Raw genomic sequence first — 20,283 nt, 5'->3', positions numbered from 1 at the left:
CGGTCAGTTCGGCAGCGGCGCCGGATCTACGTCCCTGCGGGGCATTGTTTTTGCGACGACGTCGGTGACACTTTGAATCGGGGTCGGGCCCGCGCCGTCGGGTGTCGTCATGGCGACGTAGATGCCGCGGTCGACGACGAACCACGTGCTCGCCGCTATCGACTGATCGGCGCCCGACACCTGGAACCACTGCACTTCGTCGTCCGGAGCGCTGCTGCTCACCTTGATGCCCTGCAGCACCGACGCCGAATTGAACGTGTCCGGTCGATCGAGCCCGCAGCGCAGCACGATCGGATCCGAGCCGTCGTCCCGCTGCCATGCCTTCGTCGCGGTCGGCGCAGGCTGTGCGAGTTCGGCGTCGGTGAAATCACCGAGTGAGTTCGGCAGTGCTGCCAACAGGGCGGCGCACTCAGGACTCGACGCAGCGGGAGCCGGCACCGGAGCCAGCGCTACCGGAACTTTCACCGGGTTACGGTTCGCCAGCACAGCAGCGACAATCACACCGACGACAAGTGCGACCGGCAGCGCGACTGCTGCGGCGATCAATGCCGGTGAGCGTCGTTCCGGTGCGGACGCCGTGTCGGCGGGCTCGGCTGGTTCGTCGTTCGTCGAACCCGAGGTCTTCGGCGTCATCTCCCGGCCTGCTCGGCGCCGTTTCGTGCTGTCGCGCCGGCCACCTCGCAGGTGAGCGTTCGTGTGATGCCCGCGATCTGCTGCACTTCGCGCACGATCGCGGAAAGTGTCGGGGCCGACTCGGCGGCCGCGCGGACGATCACGTCGTAGGGTCCTACGACTGCTTCGGCCGACGTGATTCCAGCGACCGCCGCGACTAGTGTCGCGACCGGCGTCGCCTTGCCGACCTCGGTTTGTACAAGAATGAATGCCTCGACCACTGCTGCAACTTACCGCAGCGGTCCGCCCCGACCGAAGGATGCTCGATGGTTGCGAGTACCCCCGCCGAACGGCCCGAGCCCGACGGATCGGACGTCGATTCGACGTCGCCGACGGTGTCGGAGACGTCGCCGACGGTGTCGGAGATCGGTGAGTTCGCCGTCATCGATCGAGCGACCCGCGGTCGCGTGCAAGCGGAAACCACGATCGTCGGGCCGGGCGACGACGCGGCGCTTGTCGCCGTTGCCGACGGCCGGGTCGTTGCTACCACCGATATGTTGGTGCAGGGCAGGCACTTTCGCCTCGATTGGTCGACCCCGGAGCAGGTCGGTCGCAAGGCGATCGCCCAGAGCGGCGCGGATGTGGCGGCTATGGGCGCCCGACCGACCGCATATCTGGTGTCGCTCGGGTGCCCGCCGGCTACGCCGATCGCCGTGACCGATGGACTCACCGACGGACTGTGGCTCGAGGTGGCGGTATCCGGTGGCTCGATCGTCGGCGGCGATCTCGTCCAATCCGAGCAGGTGGTGATATCCGTCACCGCGCTCGGCGATCTCGAGGGAGGGCCGCCGGTGCTGCGGTCGGGGTGCCGGGTCGGTGACGTCGTCGCGGTGGCCGGACGCCTCGGGTGGTCGGCGGCGGGCCTGGCGCTGTTCGGAGCGGGAATCGATGCTCTGCCGGATGTGCTTGCCGCACACTGCGTCCCGTCACCGCCGTACGAGCAGGGGCCGATTGCCGCCGCTGCGGGTGCGACCGCCATGGCCGACGTATCCGACGGTCTCGTCGCCGACCTGAACACCCTTGCGCAAGCGTCGGGCGTTGGGATCGACATTCGGTCGAAGGATGTCGTCGTCGACGCGGAATTGGTGCAGGCCGCAGAACTTGTCGGCGAGAACGCGCTCGGGTGGGTGCTCGGCGGGGGAGAGGATCACGCTCTCGTCGCCAGCTTTCCGAGTCGCGACGACGTACCGCAGGGGTGGACGGTCATCGGGGTTGTCGTGGAAGGCGACGGGGTGACCGTCGACGGCGCGAGCGCACCGAACGCAGGCGGTTGGGATAGCTTCCAGCGGTGATGCGACGCCTCGGCACATGGCTAGGTAGCAGCCATGGGTAAGCCGCTTGCTGAGGTCGTCGAAGCCGGTTGGGTTCGCGCGCTCGCGCCAGTCGCCGACCGCATCACCGAGATGGGTGAATTTCTGCGTGCGGAAAACGCGGCGGGTCGCGGCTACCTGCCCGCCGGTGCGAATGTGTTGCGCGCGTTCACCCAGCCGTTCGACGAGGTGCGGGTACTGATCGTCGGGCAGGATCCCTATCCGACACCAGGACACGCTGTCGGACTGAGTTTCTCGGTTGCCCCCGACGTCCGGCCGTTGCCGCGCAGCCTGACCAACATCTACAGCGAATACTGCAAGGACCTCGGTTTCGGCCCGCCGTCCAACGGTGATCTGTCGCCATGGTCGGCGCAGGGAGTGCTGATGCTCAACCGAGTGCTCACGGTTGCCCCCGGCCAACCTGCCTCACATCGCGGCAAGGGTTGGGAAGCGGTGACCGAGCAAGCGATCAGAGCCTTGGTCGAACGTCCCGATCCGATGGTTGCGATCCTGTGGGGGAAGGACGCGTCGACGTTGGTGCCGATGCTCGGCGATGTTCCGTGCATCGAGTCCGCGCATCCGTCGCCGTTGTCGGCGTCCCGCGGCTTCTTCGGCTCCCGGCCGTTTTCGCGGGCGAACGAGTTGCTCGACGAACTGGGTGCCGACCCCGTCGATTGGCGCTTGCCCTGAACTGAGCGCCCACATACAGAACGGCCGCTGCCGCGGACCGAAGAATCGGTCCGCGGCAGCGGCGTTGACAGCGGGTGACCGTCAGACGGGGATGACGTCGAGGTTGCTCGGGCAGTAGGCGTAGACCGCTGCGCCGATGGTGTAGCCGATCTCGTAGTCGGTGAGGTCCGACTGATCGCGGCCCTCCTGGGCAACTGTTTCGAAGCTGTAGCCGTCGTCGAACGACTCGCAGATGTGGTGGCCGAGATTGATTGCCTTGCTGTCGGATCCGATATCGATGCCCTCGCCTTCGAGCAGTGCGAGGAAGTCTCTGTCGTCGGCGGTGAGGCTCGGTGCCGCGTTGGCAACACCGGCGGTGCCGAGAGCGGCGAGCGTGATGAAAGCTGCGACGGAGGAGGTGCGGACGATGGACTTGATGCGGTTGGCGTTCATTTCGGTTGACCTTTTCTGTGGTGGGTTTCCGGTGTCTCGGAAGTTGTTGAGATGAACTTTCGCTGAGAGCTCTTATCAGGCGCTGAACGAGCGCTGAATCCGCTGATCGGCCGGAATTGCGCAGGCGCGACCTATTGCCGCTATACGCCGTATGACATCATCGAACGATGAGTACTTCGCAGTCGTTTCGAGGAGTGGGCGGTATCGCGCTCGCCGCCGACCGCTGGGGTCCGGACGACGGACCGGTCGTGATCATGCTGCACGGTGGCGGCCAGACGAGACACTCCTGGAAGACGACCGGCCTACGCCTCGGCGAGCACGGTTTCCGGGTGTTCGCCCTCGATGCGCGTGGCCACGGGGAAAGCGATTGGTCGACCGATCGTGACTACGACCGGTCGACGATGGCGCAGGATCTACTGGACGTGCTCGAACAGATCGGTACGCACGCGGCCGTCGTCGTCGGCGCGAGCATGGGTGGACTCACGGCGTTGCACGCATCCACGATGGTTGGCGCAGAACGCATTTCAGGAATCGTTCTCGTGGACGTCGTCCCGCGGCCGGAACTGGTCGGAATCACGCGGGTTTTCGATTTTCTGACCGCGCACAACGAAGGATTCGAGTCCCTGGACGACGCCGCAGACGCGGTCGCTGCCTACCTGCCGCACCGCGAGCGACCCACCAACACGGACGGCCTGCGACGAAATCTTCGGCACGCCGACGACGGTCGCTGGTACTGGCATTGGGACCCCGGGATGTTCGAGGGTGAGACGCCCGATCTTGCGATGCAGGTCCAACATCTGGAGGACGCCGCCCGGAAACTGCGGATACCGGTGATGCTGATTCGCGGGAAGCTGTCCGATGTGGTGAGCGAGGAAGGCGTGCAAGCGTTCCTGGATCTCGTGCCGCACGCGCGTTTCGTGGAACTCTCGGCCGCGGCCCACACCGCGGCAGCAGACGACAACGACGCGTTTACAACAGCGGTGTTCGACTTCGTGACGGAGACCTCGGCGCAATCTCGGGCTACCTCCTGACACGGTCGGTATCAGTCGCCGCTAGGGCTCCAAGTACTCGAAAACGAATGCGCTGCTTCCGATTTGAAACACGTCGCCGTGTCGCAGGACGGCGCTCTCCACAACCTGCTGCGCACCGACGAACACGCCGTTCGACGAGAAGAGATCTCTGATCACGATGCCGGCGGTGCTGCGAACGATCGCCGCGTGATAGCGGCTGACCTGATCGTCGGCAATAACGACGTGGTTGTCGGGTGCGCGGCCGACTCGCAGCGTTCCAGGTCCGATCGGAATTATTCGGCCAGTCGGGTCGCGCAGTTGAGCGGGCGGTGTCTTCGGCCGGCTGTTGACGACAGTGGTCGCCATGACAGGTGCGGCCTGTGGTCGACCGGTCAGCGGCTCCTGCCGCAGAATCTTCAACTCGAGTTCCTGAATGGCAGGACTCGGGTCGACTGCCAACTCGTCGTCGAGGGATTTCCGTAGGCGCCTGCACGCGTCCAAGGCGTCGGACGGTCGATTCGAAAGATAAAGCGCGATGATCCACTGACCCCACAGCGGTTCGTGCAGCGGATGCAGCCCGGCGAGCGAGGACAGTTCGGAGAGCACCAATGTCGGTCGACCACAAGCGATCTCGGCCTCGGCCCTGGCGATCTGCGTCGCAAGTCGCTCGTCCTCGAGCGGGGTGGCGTAGTCGTCTGCGAAACGGTGTCCCCGCAGATCGGCGAGGGCGGGGCCCGACCATTGCTCGAGCGCCGAGGTGAACTGCGTACTTGCCTCTTCGAAACGTCCCGCAGCCGCGAGCGTCTGTCCTGCGCTCTTGTAGGCGTCGAAGCGTCCCGCGTCGCATTCGTGATCGGCAACAACCATTTTGTACCCGGGGGGAGCGGTGGTCAGTACGCGCATCGGGTCGATTCCCGGCACCTGAAATGCCTTACGCAGCTTCGCGATCGACACTTGCAGATGGTTGCGGAACGAGAGTGGCGGATTGCCGTCCCATGCGGCATCCGCGAGTGCGTCGGCCGAGACGACCTGATTGCGATTGATCAGCAGTTTCGCAAGCAGCGCACGTGGTTTCGCGCCGCCGATCGGCTGCGGTTCGCCATCGATGGTCAGCGCGATCGGGCCGAGAATGGTGAACCCGAGTCCGGCGGTGTCGTTGCCGGGTTCCGCTGTCATAGGAGATATCAAATCAGGTCGGTAGCTGCGCAGTTCTACTGTGTCGAGAAGTCGGGCTTTCTCTTTTCTACGAAAGCGTCGACACCTTCTCGGCCGGTCGGGCTTTCGGCCGATGCGGCGATGGCTGCAGTCTCGCGATCGAGTTGGTCGGACAGGGAGCTGGTTGCCGACAATGCGAGCAGAGCCTTGATACCTGCGTGCGCCGAGCGTGGACCCGCGGCGATCGACTCGGCAACGCGCAAAGCTTCCGCCGCAACATCGTCGTCCGCGACGACTCGCGACAGTATGCCGAGCCGAACGGCGTCGTCACTGTCGATGACGGCGTCCGTCAGGATGATCTCCTTCGCCCTCGCGGCGCCGACGATGCGCGGCAGATTCCACGACATACCGCCGTCGGGAGTGAAGCCGATGCCGGGGTAGGCCGGACGCAGGTTGGTCGACGGTCCGCCTATCGCGATGTCCGCGCCGCACACGAGGCTCATACCCGCTCCCGCAGCCCAGCCCTGCACGCCGACGACGACGGGTGCTGCCGCTGAGTCGAGCGCGCGAATGAAGTCGTGCAACTGCGTGGCGAGGTCGGTCAGAAATTCGCCGCGACTCGGTGCGGACGCGAAGGCTCGCACGTCTCCGCCCGCGCAGAAATTCTTCCCCGAACCGACGAGCAACACGGCGCCGACGTGGGCGTCGAGCGCACGCAACGCGGCGGTTCCCTCGTTGACACCGCCGAAGTCGAGCGAGTTGCCCTTGGCGGGCGTCGAGATCGTGATTCGGAGCACGCCGTTCTCGATCTGGACGTATTCCGCCGGTTGGTTCGAAGTCATTGGTGAACACTATCTGTCGGCGCGGCGGGCCCGGAACGAGTCATCCTGATTTGGGTTGCGATGGTGATTGCGTCGACTCGGCTGGTGCCGTCGTCGGCGAAACCGTGACGGCGATAAAACGCGCGAGCACGGAGGTTCTGCTCGAAAACCCAGAGGAAACACGCCGATTCGCCGATCGCATGGGTCATCAATGCGGTGCCGGCGCCGGTGCCGTAGTGCGATCTGCGGACGTAGAGCGAATGCAGTTCGAGTTCGGCGGACTGCTCGCCGTGCCGCGCAGGGCCGGCGTTGGCGAATCCGACGACGCGCGTCCGCTCGCCGTCGTCCTCCAGACAGAGGTACGTGGGATTCGGCGCGGCGCGTTGCTGCCTGCGCCAGGAGTCGGCGCGCCGATCGACGTCGACGGCGTCGAGGACGTGATCGGGAACAATTCCGCGGTACGCCTCACGCCAGCATTCGATGTGGCACTCGGCGGCGTCGCGAAAGAGCGCTTCGGTCAACACGTCGATGCGCCACATCAGACAACTATGGCCCGATGCTCGCGCATCGGGCCACAGAGGTACATAGAGGTAAGAGTGTGAACGAGTCAGCCGCGCGAGACCTTGCCGGCCTTCAGGCACGAGGTGCAGACGTTCAGCCGACGGGTGTTGCCCGGTGCGACCTGCGCACGGACGGTCTGAATGTTCGGGTTCCAGCGACGGTTCGTACGCCGGTGCGAGTGCGAGACCGACTTACCGAAGCCGGGGCCCTTGGCGCAAACGTCACAGACGGCAGCCATAGTCGCGATCTCCTATATATCTGGGGGTGTGGTGCTAGGTCAGGTGTTGCAGCCTGCGAGCAGTGAGCGCGGCATCGATACGGTAGAACCGAAACGACGTAACTACCGAAACGACGTAACTACCGAAACGACGTAACTACCGAAACGACGTAACTACCGAAACGACGTAACTACCGAAACGACGTAACTACCGAAACGACGTAACTACCGAAACAACACAGACGATCAGCGCGAGGCAACCCTGCAAGAGTAGCGGCACCCATGCTCATCCGCCAAACCGGTGAGCGTGCCGCGCAGTCGTCGAGGGTCGACGTTAATCTGACGGGGCCGGATCGAACGGAACAGGCCGGTGTAACGAACCAGGAGTTGGAGGGCGGACGCGTTGCTCGAGGTCCTGGAGACGCTGGACGGCGCTGCCGTCGTGCGATGGGGACATGCATGTGTCGAAGGTCTCGTTCGCCACTGCGACGAAATCAACGATCTGAACGTGTTCCCCATACCGGACTCCGACACCGGGACGAATTTGCTGTTCACGATGCGCGCAGCTGTCGACTCGATCGCCCGACTTGTTCCCGAGAACCCGACTGCACACGACGTAGCTGCGGCGATGGCACGCGGCGCGACAACGGGCGCACGGGGCAACTCGGGAATCATCCTGTCGCAGGTCATGCGCGGTGTCGCCGAAGCGACCGTCGACGGTCCACTCACCGGCCGAACACTCGCGGACGCCTTGCACGCCGCGGCCACGCTGGTGCGAGGCGCGGTCAGCGTCCCGGTCGAAGGCACCGTCGTGACCGTTCTGGACTGCGCGGCGGCCGCTGCGCGGACCTGCGCGCGTGCCTCTCCGGTCGCCGAAGTGGCGACCATCGCCGCAGACGCTGCGGTGGATGCACTGCAGCGCACTCGGGGCCAACTCGATGTTCTCGAGGCCGCAGGTGCCGTCGATGCCGGCGGGCTCGGCCTCGTCGTACTGCTCGACGCGATGGTCGCAGTGATCACCGGTGTCGAACCGCAGCGTCCACGTTTCGTCCGTGAACGTCGCAACTCTGCCGCTCCTGCGCGTGACGCGGCGGCGGACAGCCACCTCGCCCAGGACTACGAAGTGATGTTCCTTCTTCGTGAGACGGACGAGAACCAGGTCGCGATCTTGCGACGCCACCTCGGCCAGCTCGGCGACTCGGTGATCATCGTCAGCGACGGCGACGGCTGCTGGTCGGCACACGTGCACTGCCGCGACGCCGGTGCGGCCGTCGACGCGGGTCTGGCAGCCGGTCGTGTGCATCAGGTGCGGATCAATTGCTTCGCGCTGGACGCCGCCAACGCAGGCGCGGTCGTCGAGTCACCGACTGTCGATCTTGCCGATCGTGGCATCCTCGCGGTCGTCGCAGGCGACGGCGCTGCTGCTCTGTACGAGGGGGAGGGTGCGACCGTCCTGCGGTGCGACGAGCCGATCAGCGCGACGCAGTTGCTCAAAGCTATTCGCGCGATGGACAACCGCGAGGTTCTCGTACTACCCAACGGTGCGTTGTCCGCGCAGGAGCTTGTCGCGGTCGGCGTCGCAGCGCGCGATGCACGTCGCGATGTGTTGCTCCTGCCGTGTTCGTCGATGGTGCAGGGCCTCGCGGCGCTTGCCGTGCACGATCAGATGAGAATTGCCGTCGACGACGCCTTCGCAATGTCGGAGGCTGCGTCGAGTACCCGATGGGGTTCGTTGCAAGTGGCACCCGGGCGGGCCCTGACCCTCGTCGGCACCTGCAACGAGGGCGACGGCCTCGGCTTGATCGGCCACGAGGTCGTCGTGATCGAGGCCGACGTCGCAGTCGCGGGTCGTCTGCTGTTGGACCGCGTTCTCGGTCTCGGTGGCGAACTTGTCACGTTCCTTGTCGGTGCGGATGCGCCCGCCGAGCTCGTCGAGCAACTGTCCGAACATATCTCGCAACATCATCAAGGCGTCGAGCTCATGATCTATCCGGGTGGTCAGGCCGGCGATCTGCTACAACTCGGTGTCGAGTAGGGGAGGGAGTCTTCGATGGCTGATCTAGGCGACCGACTCGACCATCTGCTCGGGAAGAAAGCTGCCGACACACTCGTCGAGGCCTTCGACATCACGACCGTCGAAGACTTGTTGCGCCACTACCCGAATCGCTATGCGTCGCAAGGCCAACCGCTCACCGAGGGCGATCCGCCCGATGGCGCGCACATCACGATCGTTGGCGATATCGTCAAATCCGATCTGGTGAAGATGCGCAACCGTCCGGGGCACATGCTCAAAGTTGTTCTCGCCGCGGACAAACAGCAGGTGGACGCGACGTTCTTCAATGGTATGAAGGTCCGGCACAACATCAAGGTCGGTCGACGCGCGATGTTCTCCGGGACCGTCAAATACTTTCGAGATAAGTGGGGCCTGAATCATCCCGGCTATCTGATCCTTCCGGAGGACCGCGAGAGCGACGACATCGTCGCCATGGATCGAGTGCGCGGTGGCGGGACGCTTGCCGGAATGGCGCGCAGCACACAGGATCCCGGCCAGGGTGTCGATATGTCGATCTTCGATCGACCGCTGCTCCCGGTGTATCCAGCGACCAGCAAGCTCGAGAGCTGGGACATCATGCGGTGTGTCCGGCAGGTGCTCGATCAGTTGGATCCCGTCGACGATCCACTGCCGCAGGGTGTTCGGGGTGAGCACAGCCTCATCGGTCTCGACGAAGCGTTGCGGGCGATACATTTTCCCGACACGCAGGACGAGATCGATCGCGCCAAGGACCGACTCCGCTTCGACGAGGCGACTGCATTGCAATTGGTGCTTGCCCAACGCCGCAACGAGAATTCGATCCGGAATGCGCCGCCCTGCCCGCCGCGGTCCGACGGCATTGCTGCCGCGTTCGAGAAACTGCTGCCGTTCGAGTTGACCGACGGACAGAACGAAGTGGCGCAGGAGATTTCGTCCGATCTGAGCAATGCACATCCGATGAGTCGATTGCTTCAAGGTGAGGTGGGGTCGGGCAAGACGATCGTCGCGTTGCGTGCGATGCTGCAGGTCGTCGATGCAGGTTTTCAGTGCGCACTGCTTGCGCCGACCGAAGTTCTTGCCGCACAGCACTATCGATCGTTGCGCGCGCTGCTCGGTCCGTTGGGCAATGCCGGCGAGCTCGATGCGGGCGAGGTGGCCACGAAGATCGTCGCCCTAACCGGTTCGATGTCGACGAGTGCGAAGCGCACCGCACTGCTCGCCGCGGTGACCGGTGAAGCAGGCATCGTGATCGGCACCCACGCTCTCATTCAGCACAACGTCGAGTTCTTCGATCTCGGCATGGTCGTCATCGACGAGCAGCACCGCTTCGGCGTCGAACAACGAGATGCGTTGCGTGCCAAGGCCAAGCAGGGGACGAGTCCACACCTTCTGGTGATGACGGCAACGCCGATCCCGCGCACGATCGCGATGACAACACTCGGCGACCTGGAGACGTCCACCCTGCGCGAACTGCCGCGCGGTCGGTCGCCGATCGTGACGTCGGTTGTCCCAGCCAACGCCAAACCCGCATGGGTGGATCGGGCGTGGGCGCGGATCAACGAGGAAGTTGCAGCCGGACGTCAGGCGTACATCGTGTGCTCGCGGATCGGCGACGAGAAGGTGTCGGCCAGCGACAAAGAGCCCCAAACACATTCGGTCATCGACATGTTCGAGGAGCTGCGGCACGGCGCGCTCGCAGGAACCGAGGTCGGGCTGCTGCACGGCAGGCTGCCTGCCGAGGAAAAAGACGGGGTCATGCGGGCGTTCACCGACGGTGACATCGACGTACTCGTCTGCACGACGGTCGTCGAGGTCGGCGTCGACGTGCCGAATGCGACGGTCATGGTGATCATCGACGCCGACAGGTTCGGCGTCAGCCAGCTTCATCAGCTGCGCGGTCGGATCGGGCGTGGGGGCCACAAGGGTCTGTGCATCCTTGTCAGCGAAGCCAATCCGGTCGGTCCGGCGTTCGCGCGCCTCCAGGCCGTCAGTGCGACGAACGACGGTTTCGAGTTGGCCGTCCTCGATCTGCGGCAGCGGCGAGAAGGCGATGTGCTCGGCGCCGCGCAGTCCGGAACGGATACAACGCTGCGTTTGCTCTCGCTGTTGGACGACCTCGAAATAATCTCGGCGGCGCAGGATTTCGCGCGGTCGGTCATTGCCGATGATCCAGGTCTGGCGAATCATCCTGGTTTGGCGGCGATGATGAAGTCCGCACTCGATGGCGAGCGCCTGGAATACCTCAGCAAAACCTGAGGGCGCTTCGCGCCTCGTGAGTCCTTTCGGAGGGTGGACCCTCCGAAAGGACTCACGAGCGGCGGAGCCGCCTACGTGTCGATTTGCAGGTAACTGACTCCACGCAGGTCCAGCCACGCTCGACCTTCTTTTCGAACTACCCGCATGACGACCGCATCGCAGCCGGGACAGCGGACGACGATTCCTGGCGCGGTCGAATACACCTGAGCCGTCCCGAGCGCGTTTGCATTGCCGCAGGATTCGCACCTGCCGACCGCGGTCGTCATATCGGCACAGAACAATTCGCGGAAGACGCCCGCGAGCGCATTCCCGTCCAACGGTGCTGTCATGGTTGTCCTCCGGTCGGTCCGAAACGTTCGGTCTTGATGTTCGCGGCCGAATGGCCCAGGGCGAGGAGAAGGTTCGCGGCGGCTTCGACGAAGCCGTTGGAACCACAGACGAAAACAGCAGGCGCGTCGGCGGCAAGGAACCGGGGCACGTCGAGGTCGGCGGCGGTGATCCGTCCCGGCGGTCGGGTGGTATTCGGCGGAGCCGTCCGCGTGTAGATCGTCGCAACGGATAGCTCTGGTCCAGAGCTGTCGACGAGTTCGGTGGCAAACAGCGAATCTTGCGGACTGCGCGTCGAGTAGACGAGATGAAAGGGCGCCGCGTCGGGGTAGTGCTGGCGAGTCCGCACCATCGCCATCAGTGGCACAAGGCCGGAACCACCGCCGATGAGCAACACCGGCCGCGGATCGTCGACGTCCCACACGAACCACCCGCCGAGCGGCCCGCGGATTTCGAGCTGATCACCGACCTCGACGACCTGAGTGAGATACGTCGAGACCTCACCGTCGGGCAGGTGATCGATCGTCAATTCGAGTCGGTCGTCGGTAGCCGACGACGCGATGGAATACGACCGTTGCGCTGTGTAACCGTCCTCGGCCGTCAGCCGTAGGTCGACGTGCTGGCCCGCGCTGTGGCCTGGCCAGTCGTCGACCTCGAGGACGAGTGTTGCAGCAGAGACCGATTCGATGCGCACGTCGGCAACGGTCGCCACCTGCCAGTTCAGTCGCCCCAGTACCTTTGCTCGCGCCATGGATCTCCGTAGTTGTGATAGCCGAGCTGTTCCCAAAATCCGGGTTCGTCGTCGTCGCGCAGGTCGATCCCGCGTACCCATTTCGCGGACTTCCACAGGTACAGGTGGGGGACGAGCAGGCGAGCGGGTCCGCCGTGTGAGGGATGCAGGTCGTCGCCGTCGTAGGAAAACGCGATCCACGCTTTGCCGTCTCGAAGGTCGTCCAAGGGCAGGTTCGTCGTGTAGCCGCCGTAGGACCGAACGAACGCGAAGTCGGCAGCGGTCTCGACGTCGGCAAGCAGAGTATCGAGCGAGACTCCGCACCATGCCATCCCGAACTGCGACCACTTGGTGACGCAGTGCAGGTCGACCGTGATGTCGTCGGTCGGGAGCTTGCGAAACTCCTGCCAGTTCCACGATCGCGACCGACCCGCTTCGGTTGTGATCTCGAACCGCCAGTCTTCACGGGCAATGCGCGGGGTCGGGCCAGCCGACAACACGGGAAAGTCGGTGGTCCGATATTGGCCAGGAGGCAGCTTCACGTCGCCGCTCGGACGGTCCGGTCGCTTGAAGCCGCGGGAGATTATTCCCATGGTCTGCAGACGCTACGCTCGTGAGCCTTTTCTTCAGGGCGGACCCGCCGGAAAGACTCACGAGCGTAGCGCCCTACCCGGGATACGGCAGATCGACGCTTGTGTTTTCGCCTACGAGAATGGGTCTGCCGATCTGGGGGAACGCTCGTTGGGCACACGCCGGCCGATCGAGACCTTGCAGCCGGCCCCGATCGGGATCGCAGCCTCGGGATTGTCGAGTTGCAGGCCCTTCGAGTAGACGAGCCTGTCGGCGTACTGGATGTCGCAGCCGAGGCCGATCGCGAAGTTCTTCTGCGGATTGCGATAACCCTGACCGCCGCTTGTCGCCGTGCGCGCCATCCACAGATACCGGCGACCATCGGGCATCTGAGCGACCTGCGTGCAGATTCGATCCGGGTTCGAAAAGGCCTCGTGGACAACCCACAACGGACAACTGCCCCCGACGCGGGAGAAGTGAAATGCCGTCGCCGACTGACGCTTCGAGATGTTGCCCGCTCGGTCGGTTCGGACGAAGAAGAACGGTATGCCACGTTGGCCGTGCCGCTGCAGTGTGCTGAGCCGGTGACAGACCGTCTCGAACCCGACCTCGAATCGCAGTGCAAGCAGGTCGATGTCGTACCGCAATTCCTCGGCAGCTCTGAGGAACCGGCCGTACGGCAGAATCAGCGCTCCCGCGAAATAGTTGGCGAGGCCGATACGCGCGAGGGCACGGGAATCGGCTGCAAGCGACGTTTCGTCGACGATCGCGTCCAGCTCCTCGCCGTGCAGAAGAAATGCGAGTGTCGTCGCGATCTGAAAGGCGCGTTGTCCGGGCTGCAGCCGTCTCGCCAGCGTTAGCGTCCGACTGTCCTTGTCGTACACCCGTTTCGGGACGGTTCGGTCAGCGCCGTCGCCACCGACAAGGACGGTGACGCCCGCGAGGTCGGTGGCAAGACGAGCGAGCTGACGATCGAGGGATCCGATGGTGAGGCCGTTGTCTTCGAACAGTCGCTCGGCGGCATGATCGAGCAGCGGTATGTGATTGCGTTGGTCGTAGAAGAAGTCGCGGACCTCCTCGTACGGCATCGGCACCGTCGGATCTGTTGGCGCAGAGCCGGATACCTGTGCGGAGAACTGGTCGAGCTGAGCCGTCGCGGCGTGCAGACGCCGGTGCATGCTGACGATTGTCTGCGCGACCCCGGGCATCCGTGCTGCGAGTTCTTCGACCTCGCTGAGCGGAACAGCCTCGCCGGGTGCGGATTCGACAAGCGCCTCGTGCAGATCCGACACCAGACGCGCGTCCTTGTCGGCCGCGAAGAACTGCACGTCGAGATCGAACACCGAGTTCAGCTTCAACAGCACCGCGACCGTCATCGGTCGTTGGTCTCGTTCCAGCTGGTTGAGGTAGCTCGGCGAGAGTTCGAGCAGGCTTGCGAGCGCGGCCTGAGTCAAGCCACGTTCGTCGCGCAGTCTGCGCAGACGCGCGCCCGCATACATCTTTCGCACGTCGAACACGATACCGAACACGACCTTCGCAAGCTTCGCAAATTTCGCGGGTTGCATCCGCAGAAATAGGCACATGCACGCTGTTCTGCAATCGCGCGCCGATGCGTAGCGTGCGAAGAAGTCAGAGAACGAGGAGGACGAATGAAGACACACGTTGTGCGGACCAGGCGCTCGGCCGAGGAGTTCCCACGCTCGGAGCATCTCGCCAAGAAGATCGCAGACCTCGCGGTCGACCCAGTCGAGGTGCCGACCGATACCGCGGAGATGGTGATCAACCGGATCATCGACAATGCCGCGGTTGCCGCCGCATCCGTGGTCAGGCGGCCGGTGACGAGTGCGCGCGCACAGGCGGTGCTGCATCCGTTCCGTCCCGGCTCGACAGTCTTCGGTTTGCCTGCGACCGAACGTGTCTCACCCGAGTGGGGCGCATGGGCGAATGGCGTCGCCGTTCGGGAACTCGACTTCCACGACACGTTTCTCGCCGCGGAATACACGCATCCGGGCGACAACATCCCGCCGATCCTTGCGGTCGCTCAGCACACGGGCAGGTCGGGCGCGGACCTGATCCGCGGCCTCGCAACGGGTTACCAGGTCCAGATCGATCTGGTGCGCGGAATCTGCCTGCACGAGAACAAGATCGACCATGTCGCACATCTGGGACCGTCGGCTGCGGCGGGAATCGGAACGTTGCTCGGCCTCGATGCCGAGACGATCTATCAAGCGGTCGGGCAGGCGCTGCACACGACGACGGCGACCCGCCAATCGCGCAAAGGCGAGATCTCGAGTTGGAAGGCGTATGCGCCCGCGTTTGCCGGCAAAATGGCCGTCGAAGCAGTCGATCGTGCATTGCGTGGCGAGGGTGCGCCTGCTCCCATCTGGGAAGGCGAGGACGGTGTCATCGCCTGGTTGCTCGGCGGTCCGACCGCCGAATATCATGTCTCCCTTCCTGGTCCGGGCGAAGCGAAGCGTGCAATCCTCGACAGTTACACCAAGGAGCACTCCGCCGAGTATCAGAGCCAGGCGCCTATCGACCTTGCGCGACGCATGCGCGATCGGATCGGTGACCTCGATCAGATCGCGTCGATCGTGTTGCACACAAGTCATCACACGCACTACGTGATCGGGACAGGTTCGGGTGATCCGCAGAAGTTCGACCCGAACGCCAGCCGCGAAACACTCGACCATTCGGTTATGTACATCTTCGCCGTTGCGTTGCAGGACGGTGTCTGGCATCACCAGCACTCCTACGCGCCGGACCGCGCACAGCGGCCCGACACCGTCGAACTGTGGCGCAAGATCTCGACGGCTGAGGACCCGGAGTGGACGCGCCGCTATCACTCGACCGACCCTGACGAGAAGGCGTTCGGTGCACGTGCCGAAATCACCTTGAAGAGCGGCGAAGTGATCGTCGACGAACTTGCGGTTGCCGTTGCACATCCGCTGGGGGCCAGGCCTTTCGAGCGCGCACAGTACATCGAGAAGTTCCGCACGCTTGCCGATGGTGTGATCGACACTGCCGAGCAGAATCGGTTCCTCGACGCCGCGACGCGCACCGCCGAATTGTCCGCCGGCGAGCTCGATCAACTCACCTTCACCGTTTCCGACGACGTTCTCGCCTCAGCCCCGGTCGTTCCGACGGGCGTCTTCGACTGGTCGGTCGCCGCGCCGGGGAGCAACTGATGGCGCGCGTGATCGCGGCGCCGTCGTCGGCGGGCGACAAACGTAGGGCATTCCGAGCTGGTCTGGCGTCGGGCAAGATCCAGCGGCTGCCTGGCGCATTCTCACCGCTCGTCGCAATGGCGGTGCAGCGCGCGGGTTTCGAGGGGGTCTATGTCTCGGGTGCGGCGTTGTCCGCTGACCTCGGGCTGCCCGACATCGGGTTGACCACGCTGACCGAGGTTGCGGGTCGTGGTCAGCAGATCGCGAGGGTCACCGAACTGCCGACGCTGATCGACGCCGACACCGGCTTCGGTGAGCCGATGAGCGCCGCGCGCACGGTGACCGTGCTCGAGGACGCTGGCGTAGCCGGCGCCCCCTTCGAGGATCAGGTCAACCCGAAACGCTGTGGTCATCTCGATGGCAAAGCCGTTGTCCCCGTAGCTGACATGGTGCAACGTATTCGTGCGGCAGTGTCGGCGCGGCGCGACCAGGACTTCGTCGTGTGTGCGCGGACCGATGCACGGGCGCTGGAAGGGCTCGAAGCGGCGATCGACCGTGCAAAGGCCTATGCCGACGCGGGCGCCGACCTCGTCTTCACCGAGGCTCTGGCCGACGAAGCCGAGTTCGAGAAGTTTCGCGCGGCTGTGCACGTGCCGCTGCTTGCCAACATGACCGAGTTCGGCAAGTCGGAACTGTTGTCCGCGCAGACGTTGGAGAACCTCGGCTACAACGTCGTCATCTATCCGGTCACGACGTTGCGGTTGGCGATGTATGCGGTCGAGCAGGGTCTGCGCGATATCGCCGAAACCGGCACGCAGCAAGCGCTTCTCGACCGCATGCAGCATCGCAGCGAGCTCTACGACCTCCTGCAGTACGAGAACTACAACACCTTCGACAGCGGCATATTCAACTTCAGCCTCGAGGAGAGCCGGCTATGAGTGACATCAGGAAGGGCCTCGCGGGCGTCGTCGTCGACACAACCGCCATCTCGAAGGTGGTACCGGAAACCAATTCGCTGACCTACCGCGGTTATGCCGTGCAGGAACTGGCGGCGTCGTGTTCGTTCGAGGAGGTCGCGTATCTCCTTTGGTACGGCGAACTTCCGAATCCGGGTCAGCTGGCGATGTTCACCCAACGCGAGCGTGCATTGCGGCGAGCGGACCGGTCGTTGTTGTCGCTGGTCGCGAAGCTGCCAGAGAACTGCCACCCGATGGACGTCGTCCGAACGGTGATCAGCTATCTCGGCTGCGAGGACCCGCAGGAGGATGACAGCGCACGAAAGGCGAACCTGGCCAAGGCTTTGCGGATGACTGCCGTGTTGCCGACCGTCATCGCGGCCGACCTGCGTCATCGGCGTGGGCTGGATCCTATTGCGCCGCATTCGCATCTGGGCTTCGCGGAGAATTTTCTGAACATGTGCTTCGGATCGATCCCCGACGCGCGAATCGTGAAGGCGTTCGAAGTCTCGCTGATCCTGTACGCGGAGCACAGCTTCAACGCGTCGACCTTCGCTGCCCGAGTGGTGACGTCTACGCAGTCGGACATGTACAGCGCCGTCACCGCTGCGATCGGGGCACTGAAGGGTCCGCTGCACGGTGGCGCGAACGAGGCCGTGATGCACGACATGTTGGCGATAGGCGAGCCTGCCGAAGCTGCGGAGTGGTTGCGCCGCAAGCTCGCTGCCAAGGACAAGGTGATGGGGTTCGGGCATCGGGTCTATAAAAACGGCGACTCCCGAGTACCGACGATGAAGGCGGCGCTCGATGACATTGCCGCGCTCACCGGCGGCGCGAAATGGCTCGCCATGTACGACGCCATGGTAACGACGATGGCGGACGCGACGGGAATCAAGCCCAACCTCGACTTCCCGACCGGACCCGCGTACTACCTGATGGGCTTCGATATCGAGATGTTCACGCCGATCTTCGTGATGAGCCGGATTACGGGTTGGACGGCACACATCATCGAGCAGGCGGGGTCGAATGCGCTGATCAGGCCGCTGAGCGAGTATTCGGGCGTCCCGCAGCGGGCACTGCGGTCGTGAGTCTTTTCGGAGGACAGAACCTCCGAAAAGACTCACGAGCGGCGAAGCCGCCTACAGTGCCGCGCGGACCAGAATTGCCGCCTCGACGAGGTTGTGGAGCGACGCCTCAACCTCAGCTGCTCCGCGGGTTTTCAGGCCGCAGTCGGGATTGACCCACAGGCGTTCGGCCGGAACGGCTTTCAGTGCCGCCTGCAGCGAGACGACGATCTCCTCGATCGACGGCACCCGAGGCGAGTGGATGTCGTAGACACCCGGACCGACACCGAGATCGAAGCCGACCGCATTGAGGTCGTCCAGCACCTCCATGTGTGAGCGAGCGGCCTCGATCGAGGTGACGTCGGCATCGAGCCCTGCGATCGCGTTGATCACCTCGCCGAACTCCGAATAGCAGAGGTGCGTATGGATTTGGGTGGCATCGGAGACACCGGAGGTCGCCAGCCGGAACGCCTCCACCGCCCAGTCGAGATAGGCCGGTTTGTCAGCTGCTCGCAGGGGGAGCAGTTCACGCAAGGCCGGCTCGTCGACCTGCACGATCCGGATGCCGGCAGCTTGCAGGTCGACCGTCTCGTCCCGGATGGCGAGGGCCACTTGGCGAGCCGAATCTGCCAACCGCTGATCGTCGCGCACGAACGACCACGCCAGGATCGTCACGGGCCCGGTCAGCATGCCCTTGACCGGCTTCGACGTGAGTGACTGCGCGTAGGTGATCCAGTCGACCGTCATCGGGTTACGACGAACGACGTCGCCGTAGAGGATCGGCGGCCGGACGCAGCGGGTGCCGTACGACTGGACCCACCCGTTGGCCGTTGCGAAGTAGCCGTCGAACTGCTCCGCGAAGTACTGGACCATATCGTTTCGCTCGGGTTCGCCGTGGACCAGCACGTCCAGTCCCAGCTTCTCCTGCAGGGCAACGACATCTGCGATCTCGGACTGCATTCGCCGCACGTATTCGGCCTCGTCGATCTCGCCCTTGCGCCGCGCCGCGCGTGCAATGCGGATCTGGGAAGTCTGGGGGTAGGAACCGATGGTCGTCGTCGGCAACGCGGGCAGGTCGAGCCGCTCGGACTGCTTCACCCGACGCTCAGCAGCCGGTGCACGCCGGCTCGAATCGGGACCGAGTGCATCGAGCCGAGCGCGGACCGTGGTGTTGTGCAATCGGGGATCCGACCGGCGATTCGCCAATGCGTCACGCGCCGTTGCAAGTTCGGCCGAGACAGTCTCGACGCCGTTGCGCAGTGCGCGGGCGAGGACGGTGACCTCTGCGATCTTCTCCGCTCCGAAGGCAAGCCACGACCGCAGGTTGTCGTCGAGATCGGGTTCGACGTCGAGGGTGTACGGAACGTGCAGCAGCGAGCACGACGTCGACACCGCAACGGTTCCCGCGGTCCCTAGCAACGTGCCGAGTGTGGACAATGCGGCGTCGAGATCGGTGCGCCAAACGTTGCGACCGTCGACGACGCCAGCTACGACAAGCTTGTTCGCCAACGCAGGCACTCCTGCGAGGCTGTCGACGCCGCCGGTGCCCGCGACCAGGTCGATCGCGATGCCGTCGACGGCTGTCCCCGCGAGGACATGGAGCGCTGCACCGAGGTCGCCGAAGTACGACGCGACCAGGATCGAGGGTCGTCCGGTCACTGCCGCGAGCCGATCGTAAGTGCTTCGTACGTAATCCAATTCAGCTGCAGTCAGGTCCGTGACCAGTGCTGGTTCGTCGATCTGAACCCACTCCGCACCTGCCGCGCCCAGTTGGGCAAGTAGGTCGGCATAGAGCGGAACGATCTCATCGAGGCGGTCGAGCAGCGACTCCGACTCCGACCCCGCCCCCGACCCCGACGAGCCGACAGCCTTCGACAGCTTCAGGAACGTGATCGGTCCGACGACAACCGGTCGCGCCGAGATACCAAGTGCGACAGCCTCTGCCAGTTCGCCGAGCAGCTTCTCGGGAGCCAGCGCGAACGTCGTGTCAGGCGTGATCTCCGGCACGAGGTAGTGGTAATTGGTGTCGAACCACTTCGTCATCTCCAACGGCGTCACGGTCGCGTCGCCGCGGGCAGCGGCGAAGTAGCGATCGAGTTCGTCCGCGATACCAGCGACGCGTTCCGGCAGCGCACCGAGCAGGACAGCGGTGTCGAGGACGTGGTCGTAGTAGGAAAACGTTCCGACGGGGATGGAATCGAGTCCGGCGTCGCGCAGTTCGATCAGGTGCTGTTCGCGGAGCGTGCGAGCAATGGAGGGCCTTGACCCCGGATGTTGGACACGGCGATATCTGGTTACGCGGCCAGGTTGAGG

Annotated in this window: 19 protein-coding genes and 1 pseudogene; 8 read left to right on the top strand and 12 right to left on the bottom strand. The window is 64.3% G+C overall.

Going from position 1 to position 20,283, the window contains the following annotated elements; translation table 11 throughout:
- Positions 1-3 precede the first annotated feature (3 nt).
- Positions 4-633 (bottom strand): DUF3515 domain-containing protein, encoded by a 630-nt coding sequence (locus ACHIRB_RS07485; RefSeq protein WP_395126057.1) that lies wholly within the window; start codon positions 631-633, stop codon positions 4-6.
- Positions 630-893: an Lrp/AsnC ligand binding domain-containing protein gene (locus ACHIRB_RS07480; protein ID WP_395126058.1), complete on the bottom strand. Its 264-nt coding sequence runs from the start codon at positions 891-893 to the stop codon at positions 630-632. The genes ACHIRB_RS07485 and ACHIRB_RS07480 overlap by 4 nt, the downstream gene beginning before the upstream one ends.
- Before the next feature lie 45 nt (positions 894-938).
- On the opposite strand from ACHIRB_RS07480, the gene ACHIRB_RS07475 reads away from it, so the two are divergent.
- Together ACHIRB_RS07475 and ACHIRB_RS07470 are read left to right on the top strand one after the other, a co-directional pair.
- On the top strand, positions 939-1,964 hold the full coding sequence (locus tag ACHIRB_RS07475; protein ID WP_395126059.1) for a thiamine-phosphate kinase: 1,026 nt from the start codon (positions 939-941) through the stop codon (positions 1,962-1,964).
- 33 nt (positions 1,965-1,997) lie between these two features.
- Positions 1,998-2,672, top strand: a complete 675-nt coding sequence (locus ACHIRB_RS07470; protein WP_395126060.1) for a uracil-DNA glycosylase — start codon at positions 1,998-2,000, stop codon at positions 2,670-2,672.
- Positions 2,673-2,753: 81 nt separating this feature from the next.
- Here ACHIRB_RS07470 and ACHIRB_RS07465 read toward each other — a convergent pair whose 3' ends face one another.
- The gene (locus ACHIRB_RS07465; protein WP_395126061.1) at positions 2,754-3,104 is read right to left on the bottom strand and encodes a DUF732 domain-containing protein; all 351 of its coding nucleotides are present in this window, start codon (positions 3,102-3,104) and stop codon (positions 2,754-2,756) included.
- A gap of 167 nt (positions 3,105-3,271) precedes the next feature.
- Between ACHIRB_RS07465 and ACHIRB_RS07460 the strand changes: the two genes are divergently transcribed.
- Positions 3,272-4,135, top strand: a complete 864-nt coding sequence (locus ACHIRB_RS07460; RefSeq protein ID WP_395126062.1) for an alpha/beta fold hydrolase — start codon at positions 3,272-3,274, stop codon at positions 4,133-4,135.
- 21 nt (positions 4,136-4,156) lie between these two features.
- Here the strand turns inward: ACHIRB_RS07460 and ACHIRB_RS07455 are convergent, their stop codons facing one another.
- The 4 genes from ACHIRB_RS07455 to rpmB form a co-directional block, all read right to left on the bottom strand.
- The gene (locus ACHIRB_RS07455) at positions 4,157-5,290 is read right to left on the bottom strand and encodes a BTAD domain-containing putative transcriptional regulator (RefSeq protein WP_395126063.1); all 1,134 of its coding nucleotides are present in this window, start codon (positions 5,288-5,290) and stop codon (positions 4,157-4,159) included.
- A gap of 35 nt (positions 5,291-5,325) precedes the next feature.
- Positions 5,326-6,111 carry an enoyl-CoA hydratase/isomerase family protein gene (locus tag ACHIRB_RS07450; RefSeq protein WP_395126064.1) on the bottom strand — a complete coding sequence of 262 codons (786 nt, stop codon included), beginning with the start codon at positions 6,109-6,111 and terminating at the stop codon, positions 5,326-5,328.
- Positions 6,108-6,629, bottom strand: coding sequence for a GNAT family N-acetyltransferase (locus ACHIRB_RS07445; protein ID WP_395126065.1), 522 nt, complete (start codon positions 6,627-6,629; stop codon positions 6,108-6,110). The genes ACHIRB_RS07450 and ACHIRB_RS07445 overlap by 4 nt, the downstream gene beginning before the upstream one ends.
- A 68-nt stretch (positions 6,630-6,697) precedes the next feature.
- Positions 6,698-6,889, bottom strand: a complete 192-nt coding sequence (gene rpmB, locus ACHIRB_RS07440) for a 50S ribosomal protein L28 (RefSeq protein ID WP_199707624.1) — start codon at positions 6,887-6,889, stop codon at positions 6,698-6,700.
- A gap of 382 nt (positions 6,890-7,271) precedes the next feature.
- Here rpmB and ACHIRB_RS07435 point away from each other — a divergent pair, with 382 nt between their 5' ends.
- Positions 7,272-8,903 (top strand): DAK2 domain-containing protein, encoded by a 1,632-nt coding sequence (locus ACHIRB_RS07435; RefSeq protein WP_395126066.1) that lies wholly within the window; start codon positions 7,272-7,274, stop codon positions 8,901-8,903.
- Positions 8,904-8,918: 15 nt separating this feature from the next.
- A complete protein-coding gene (recG, locus tag ACHIRB_RS07430) occupies positions 8,919-11,156 on the top strand; it encodes an ATP-dependent DNA helicase RecG (protein ID WP_395126067.1) in 2,238 nt (745 codons plus the stop codon).
- A 71-nt stretch (positions 11,157-11,227) separates the two neighbouring features.
- Here recG and ACHIRB_RS07425 read toward each other — a convergent pair whose 3' ends face one another.
- The 4 genes and pseudogenes from ACHIRB_RS07425 to ACHIRB_RS07410 form a co-directional block, all read right to left on the bottom strand.
- A complete protein-coding gene (locus ACHIRB_RS07425) occupies positions 11,228-11,485 on the bottom strand; it encodes a DUF6510 family protein (RefSeq protein WP_395126068.1) in 258 nt (85 codons plus the stop codon).
- Positions 11,482-12,234, bottom strand: coding sequence for a ferredoxin reductase (locus ACHIRB_RS07420; RefSeq protein ID WP_395126069.1), 753 nt, complete (start codon positions 12,232-12,234; stop codon positions 11,482-11,484). The genes ACHIRB_RS07425 and ACHIRB_RS07420 overlap by 4 nt, the downstream gene beginning before the upstream one ends.
- The gene (locus tag ACHIRB_RS07415) at positions 12,204-12,806 is read right to left on the bottom strand and encodes a molybdopterin-dependent oxidoreductase (protein WP_395126070.1); all 603 of its coding nucleotides are present in this window, start codon (positions 12,804-12,806) and stop codon (positions 12,204-12,206) included. Before ACHIRB_RS07415 ends, ACHIRB_RS07420 begins: the two co-directional genes overlap by 31 nt.
- A 73-nt stretch (positions 12,807-12,879) precedes the next feature.
- Positions 12,880-14,291, bottom strand: a pseudogene (locus ACHIRB_RS07410) (short-chain fatty acyl-CoA regulator family protein).
- A gap of 141 nt (positions 14,292-14,432) precedes the next feature.
- On the opposite strand from ACHIRB_RS07410, the gene prpD reads away from it, so the two are divergent.
- Genes prpD through ACHIRB_RS07395 form a run of 3 tightly spaced genes read left to right on the top strand, consistent with a single transcriptional unit; the run spans position 14,433 to position 17,994 of the window.
- Positions 14,433-15,971 carry a 2-methylcitrate dehydratase PrpD gene (gene prpD / locus ACHIRB_RS07405; RefSeq protein WP_395126071.1) on the top strand — a complete coding sequence of 513 codons (1,539 nt, stop codon included), beginning with the start codon at positions 14,433-14,435 and terminating at the stop codon, positions 15,969-15,971.
- The gene (prpB, locus tag ACHIRB_RS07400) at positions 15,971-16,888 is read left to right on the top strand and encodes a methylisocitrate lyase (protein ID WP_395126072.1); all 918 of its coding nucleotides are present in this window, start codon (positions 15,971-15,973) and stop codon (positions 16,886-16,888) included. The genes prpD and prpB overlap by 1 nt, the downstream gene beginning before the upstream one ends.
- The gene (locus ACHIRB_RS07395) at positions 16,885-17,994 is read left to right on the top strand and encodes a bifunctional 2-methylcitrate synthase/citrate synthase (RefSeq protein WP_395115340.1); all 1,110 of its coding nucleotides are present in this window, start codon (positions 16,885-16,887) and stop codon (positions 17,992-17,994) included. Before prpB ends, ACHIRB_RS07395 begins: the two co-directional genes overlap by 4 nt.
- Positions 17,995-18,045: 51 nt before the next feature.
- On the opposite strand, the gene metE is transcribed toward ACHIRB_RS07395, so the two are convergent.
- A partial coding sequence (gene metE / locus ACHIRB_RS07390; RefSeq protein WP_395127653.1) for a 5-methyltetrahydropteroyltriglutamate--homocysteine S-methyltransferase occupies positions 18,046-20,283 on the bottom strand: 2,238 nt, incomplete at its 5' end.

This window comes from Antrihabitans spumae (genome assembly GCF_043944905.1).
GTDB classification, from domain to species: Bacteria; Actinomycetota; Actinomycetes; order Mycobacteriales; family Mycobacteriaceae; genus Antrihabitans; species Antrihabitans spumae.
Note: the sequence above shows the minus strand (reverse complement) of the source record. Positions and strands in the feature narration are given on the sequence as shown.

What these genes read in the sequence shown, in the direction of transcription:
- ACHIRB_RS07475 (WP_395126059.1), top strand. Translation starts at nt 939, where the DNA reads ATGGTTGCGAGTACCCCCGCCGAACGGCCCGAGCCCGACGGATCGGAC.
- prpB (WP_395126072.1), top strand. Translation starts at nt 15,971, where the DNA reads ATGGCGCGCGTGATCGCGGCGCCGTCGTCGGCGGGCGACAAACGTAGG.
- recG (WP_395126067.1), top strand. Translation starts at nt 8,919, where the DNA reads ATGGCTGATCTAGGCGACCGACTCGACCATCTGCTCGGGAAGAAAGCT.
- prpD (WP_395126071.1), top strand. Translation starts at nt 14,433, where the DNA reads ATGAAGACACACGTTGTGCGGACCAGGCGCTCGGCCGAGGAGTTCCCA.
- ACHIRB_RS07415 (WP_395126070.1), bottom strand. Translation starts at nt 12,806, where the DNA reads ATGGGAATAATCTCCCGCGGCTTCAAGCGACCGGACCGTCCGAGCGGC.
- ACHIRB_RS07425 (WP_395126068.1), bottom strand. Translation starts at nt 11,485, where the DNA reads ATGACAGCACCGTTGGACGGGAATGCGCTCGCGGGCGTCTTCCGCGAA.
- ACHIRB_RS07460 (WP_395126062.1), top strand. Translation starts at nt 3,272, where the DNA reads ATGAGTACTTCGCAGTCGTTTCGAGGAGTGGGCGGTATCGCGCTCGCC.
- ACHIRB_RS07455 (WP_395126063.1), bottom strand. Translation starts at nt 5,290, where the DNA reads ATGACAGCGGAACCCGGCAACGACACCGCCGGACTCGGGTTCACCATT.
- ACHIRB_RS07450 (WP_395126064.1), bottom strand. Translation starts at nt 6,111, where the DNA reads ATGACTTCGAACCAACCGGCGGAATACGTCCAGATCGAGAACGGCGTG.
- ACHIRB_RS07485 (WP_395126057.1), bottom strand. Translation starts at nt 633, where the DNA reads ATGACGCCGAAGACCTCGGGTTCGACGAACGACGAACCAGCCGAGCCC.
- ACHIRB_RS07395 (WP_395115340.1), top strand. Translation starts at nt 16,885, where the DNA reads ATGAGTGACATCAGGAAGGGCCTCGCGGGCGTCGTCGTCGACACAACC.
- rpmB (WP_199707624.1), bottom strand. Translation starts at nt 6,889, where the DNA reads ATGGCTGCCGTCTGTGACGTTTGCGCCAAGGGCCCCGGCTTCGGTAAG.
- ACHIRB_RS07420 (WP_395126069.1), bottom strand. Translation starts at nt 12,234, where the DNA reads ATGGCGCGAGCAAAGGTACTGGGGCGACTGAACTGGCAGGTGGCGACC.
- ACHIRB_RS07470 (WP_395126060.1), top strand. Translation starts at nt 1,998, where the DNA reads ATGGGTAAGCCGCTTGCTGAGGTCGTCGAAGCCGGTTGGGTTCGCGCG.
- ACHIRB_RS07445 (WP_395126065.1), bottom strand. Translation starts at nt 6,629, where the DNA reads ATGTGGCGCATCGACGTGTTGACCGAAGCGCTCTTTCGCGACGCCGCC.
- ACHIRB_RS07465 (WP_395126061.1), bottom strand. Translation starts at nt 3,104, where the DNA reads ATGAACGCCAACCGCATCAAGTCCATCGTCCGCACCTCCTCCGTCGCA.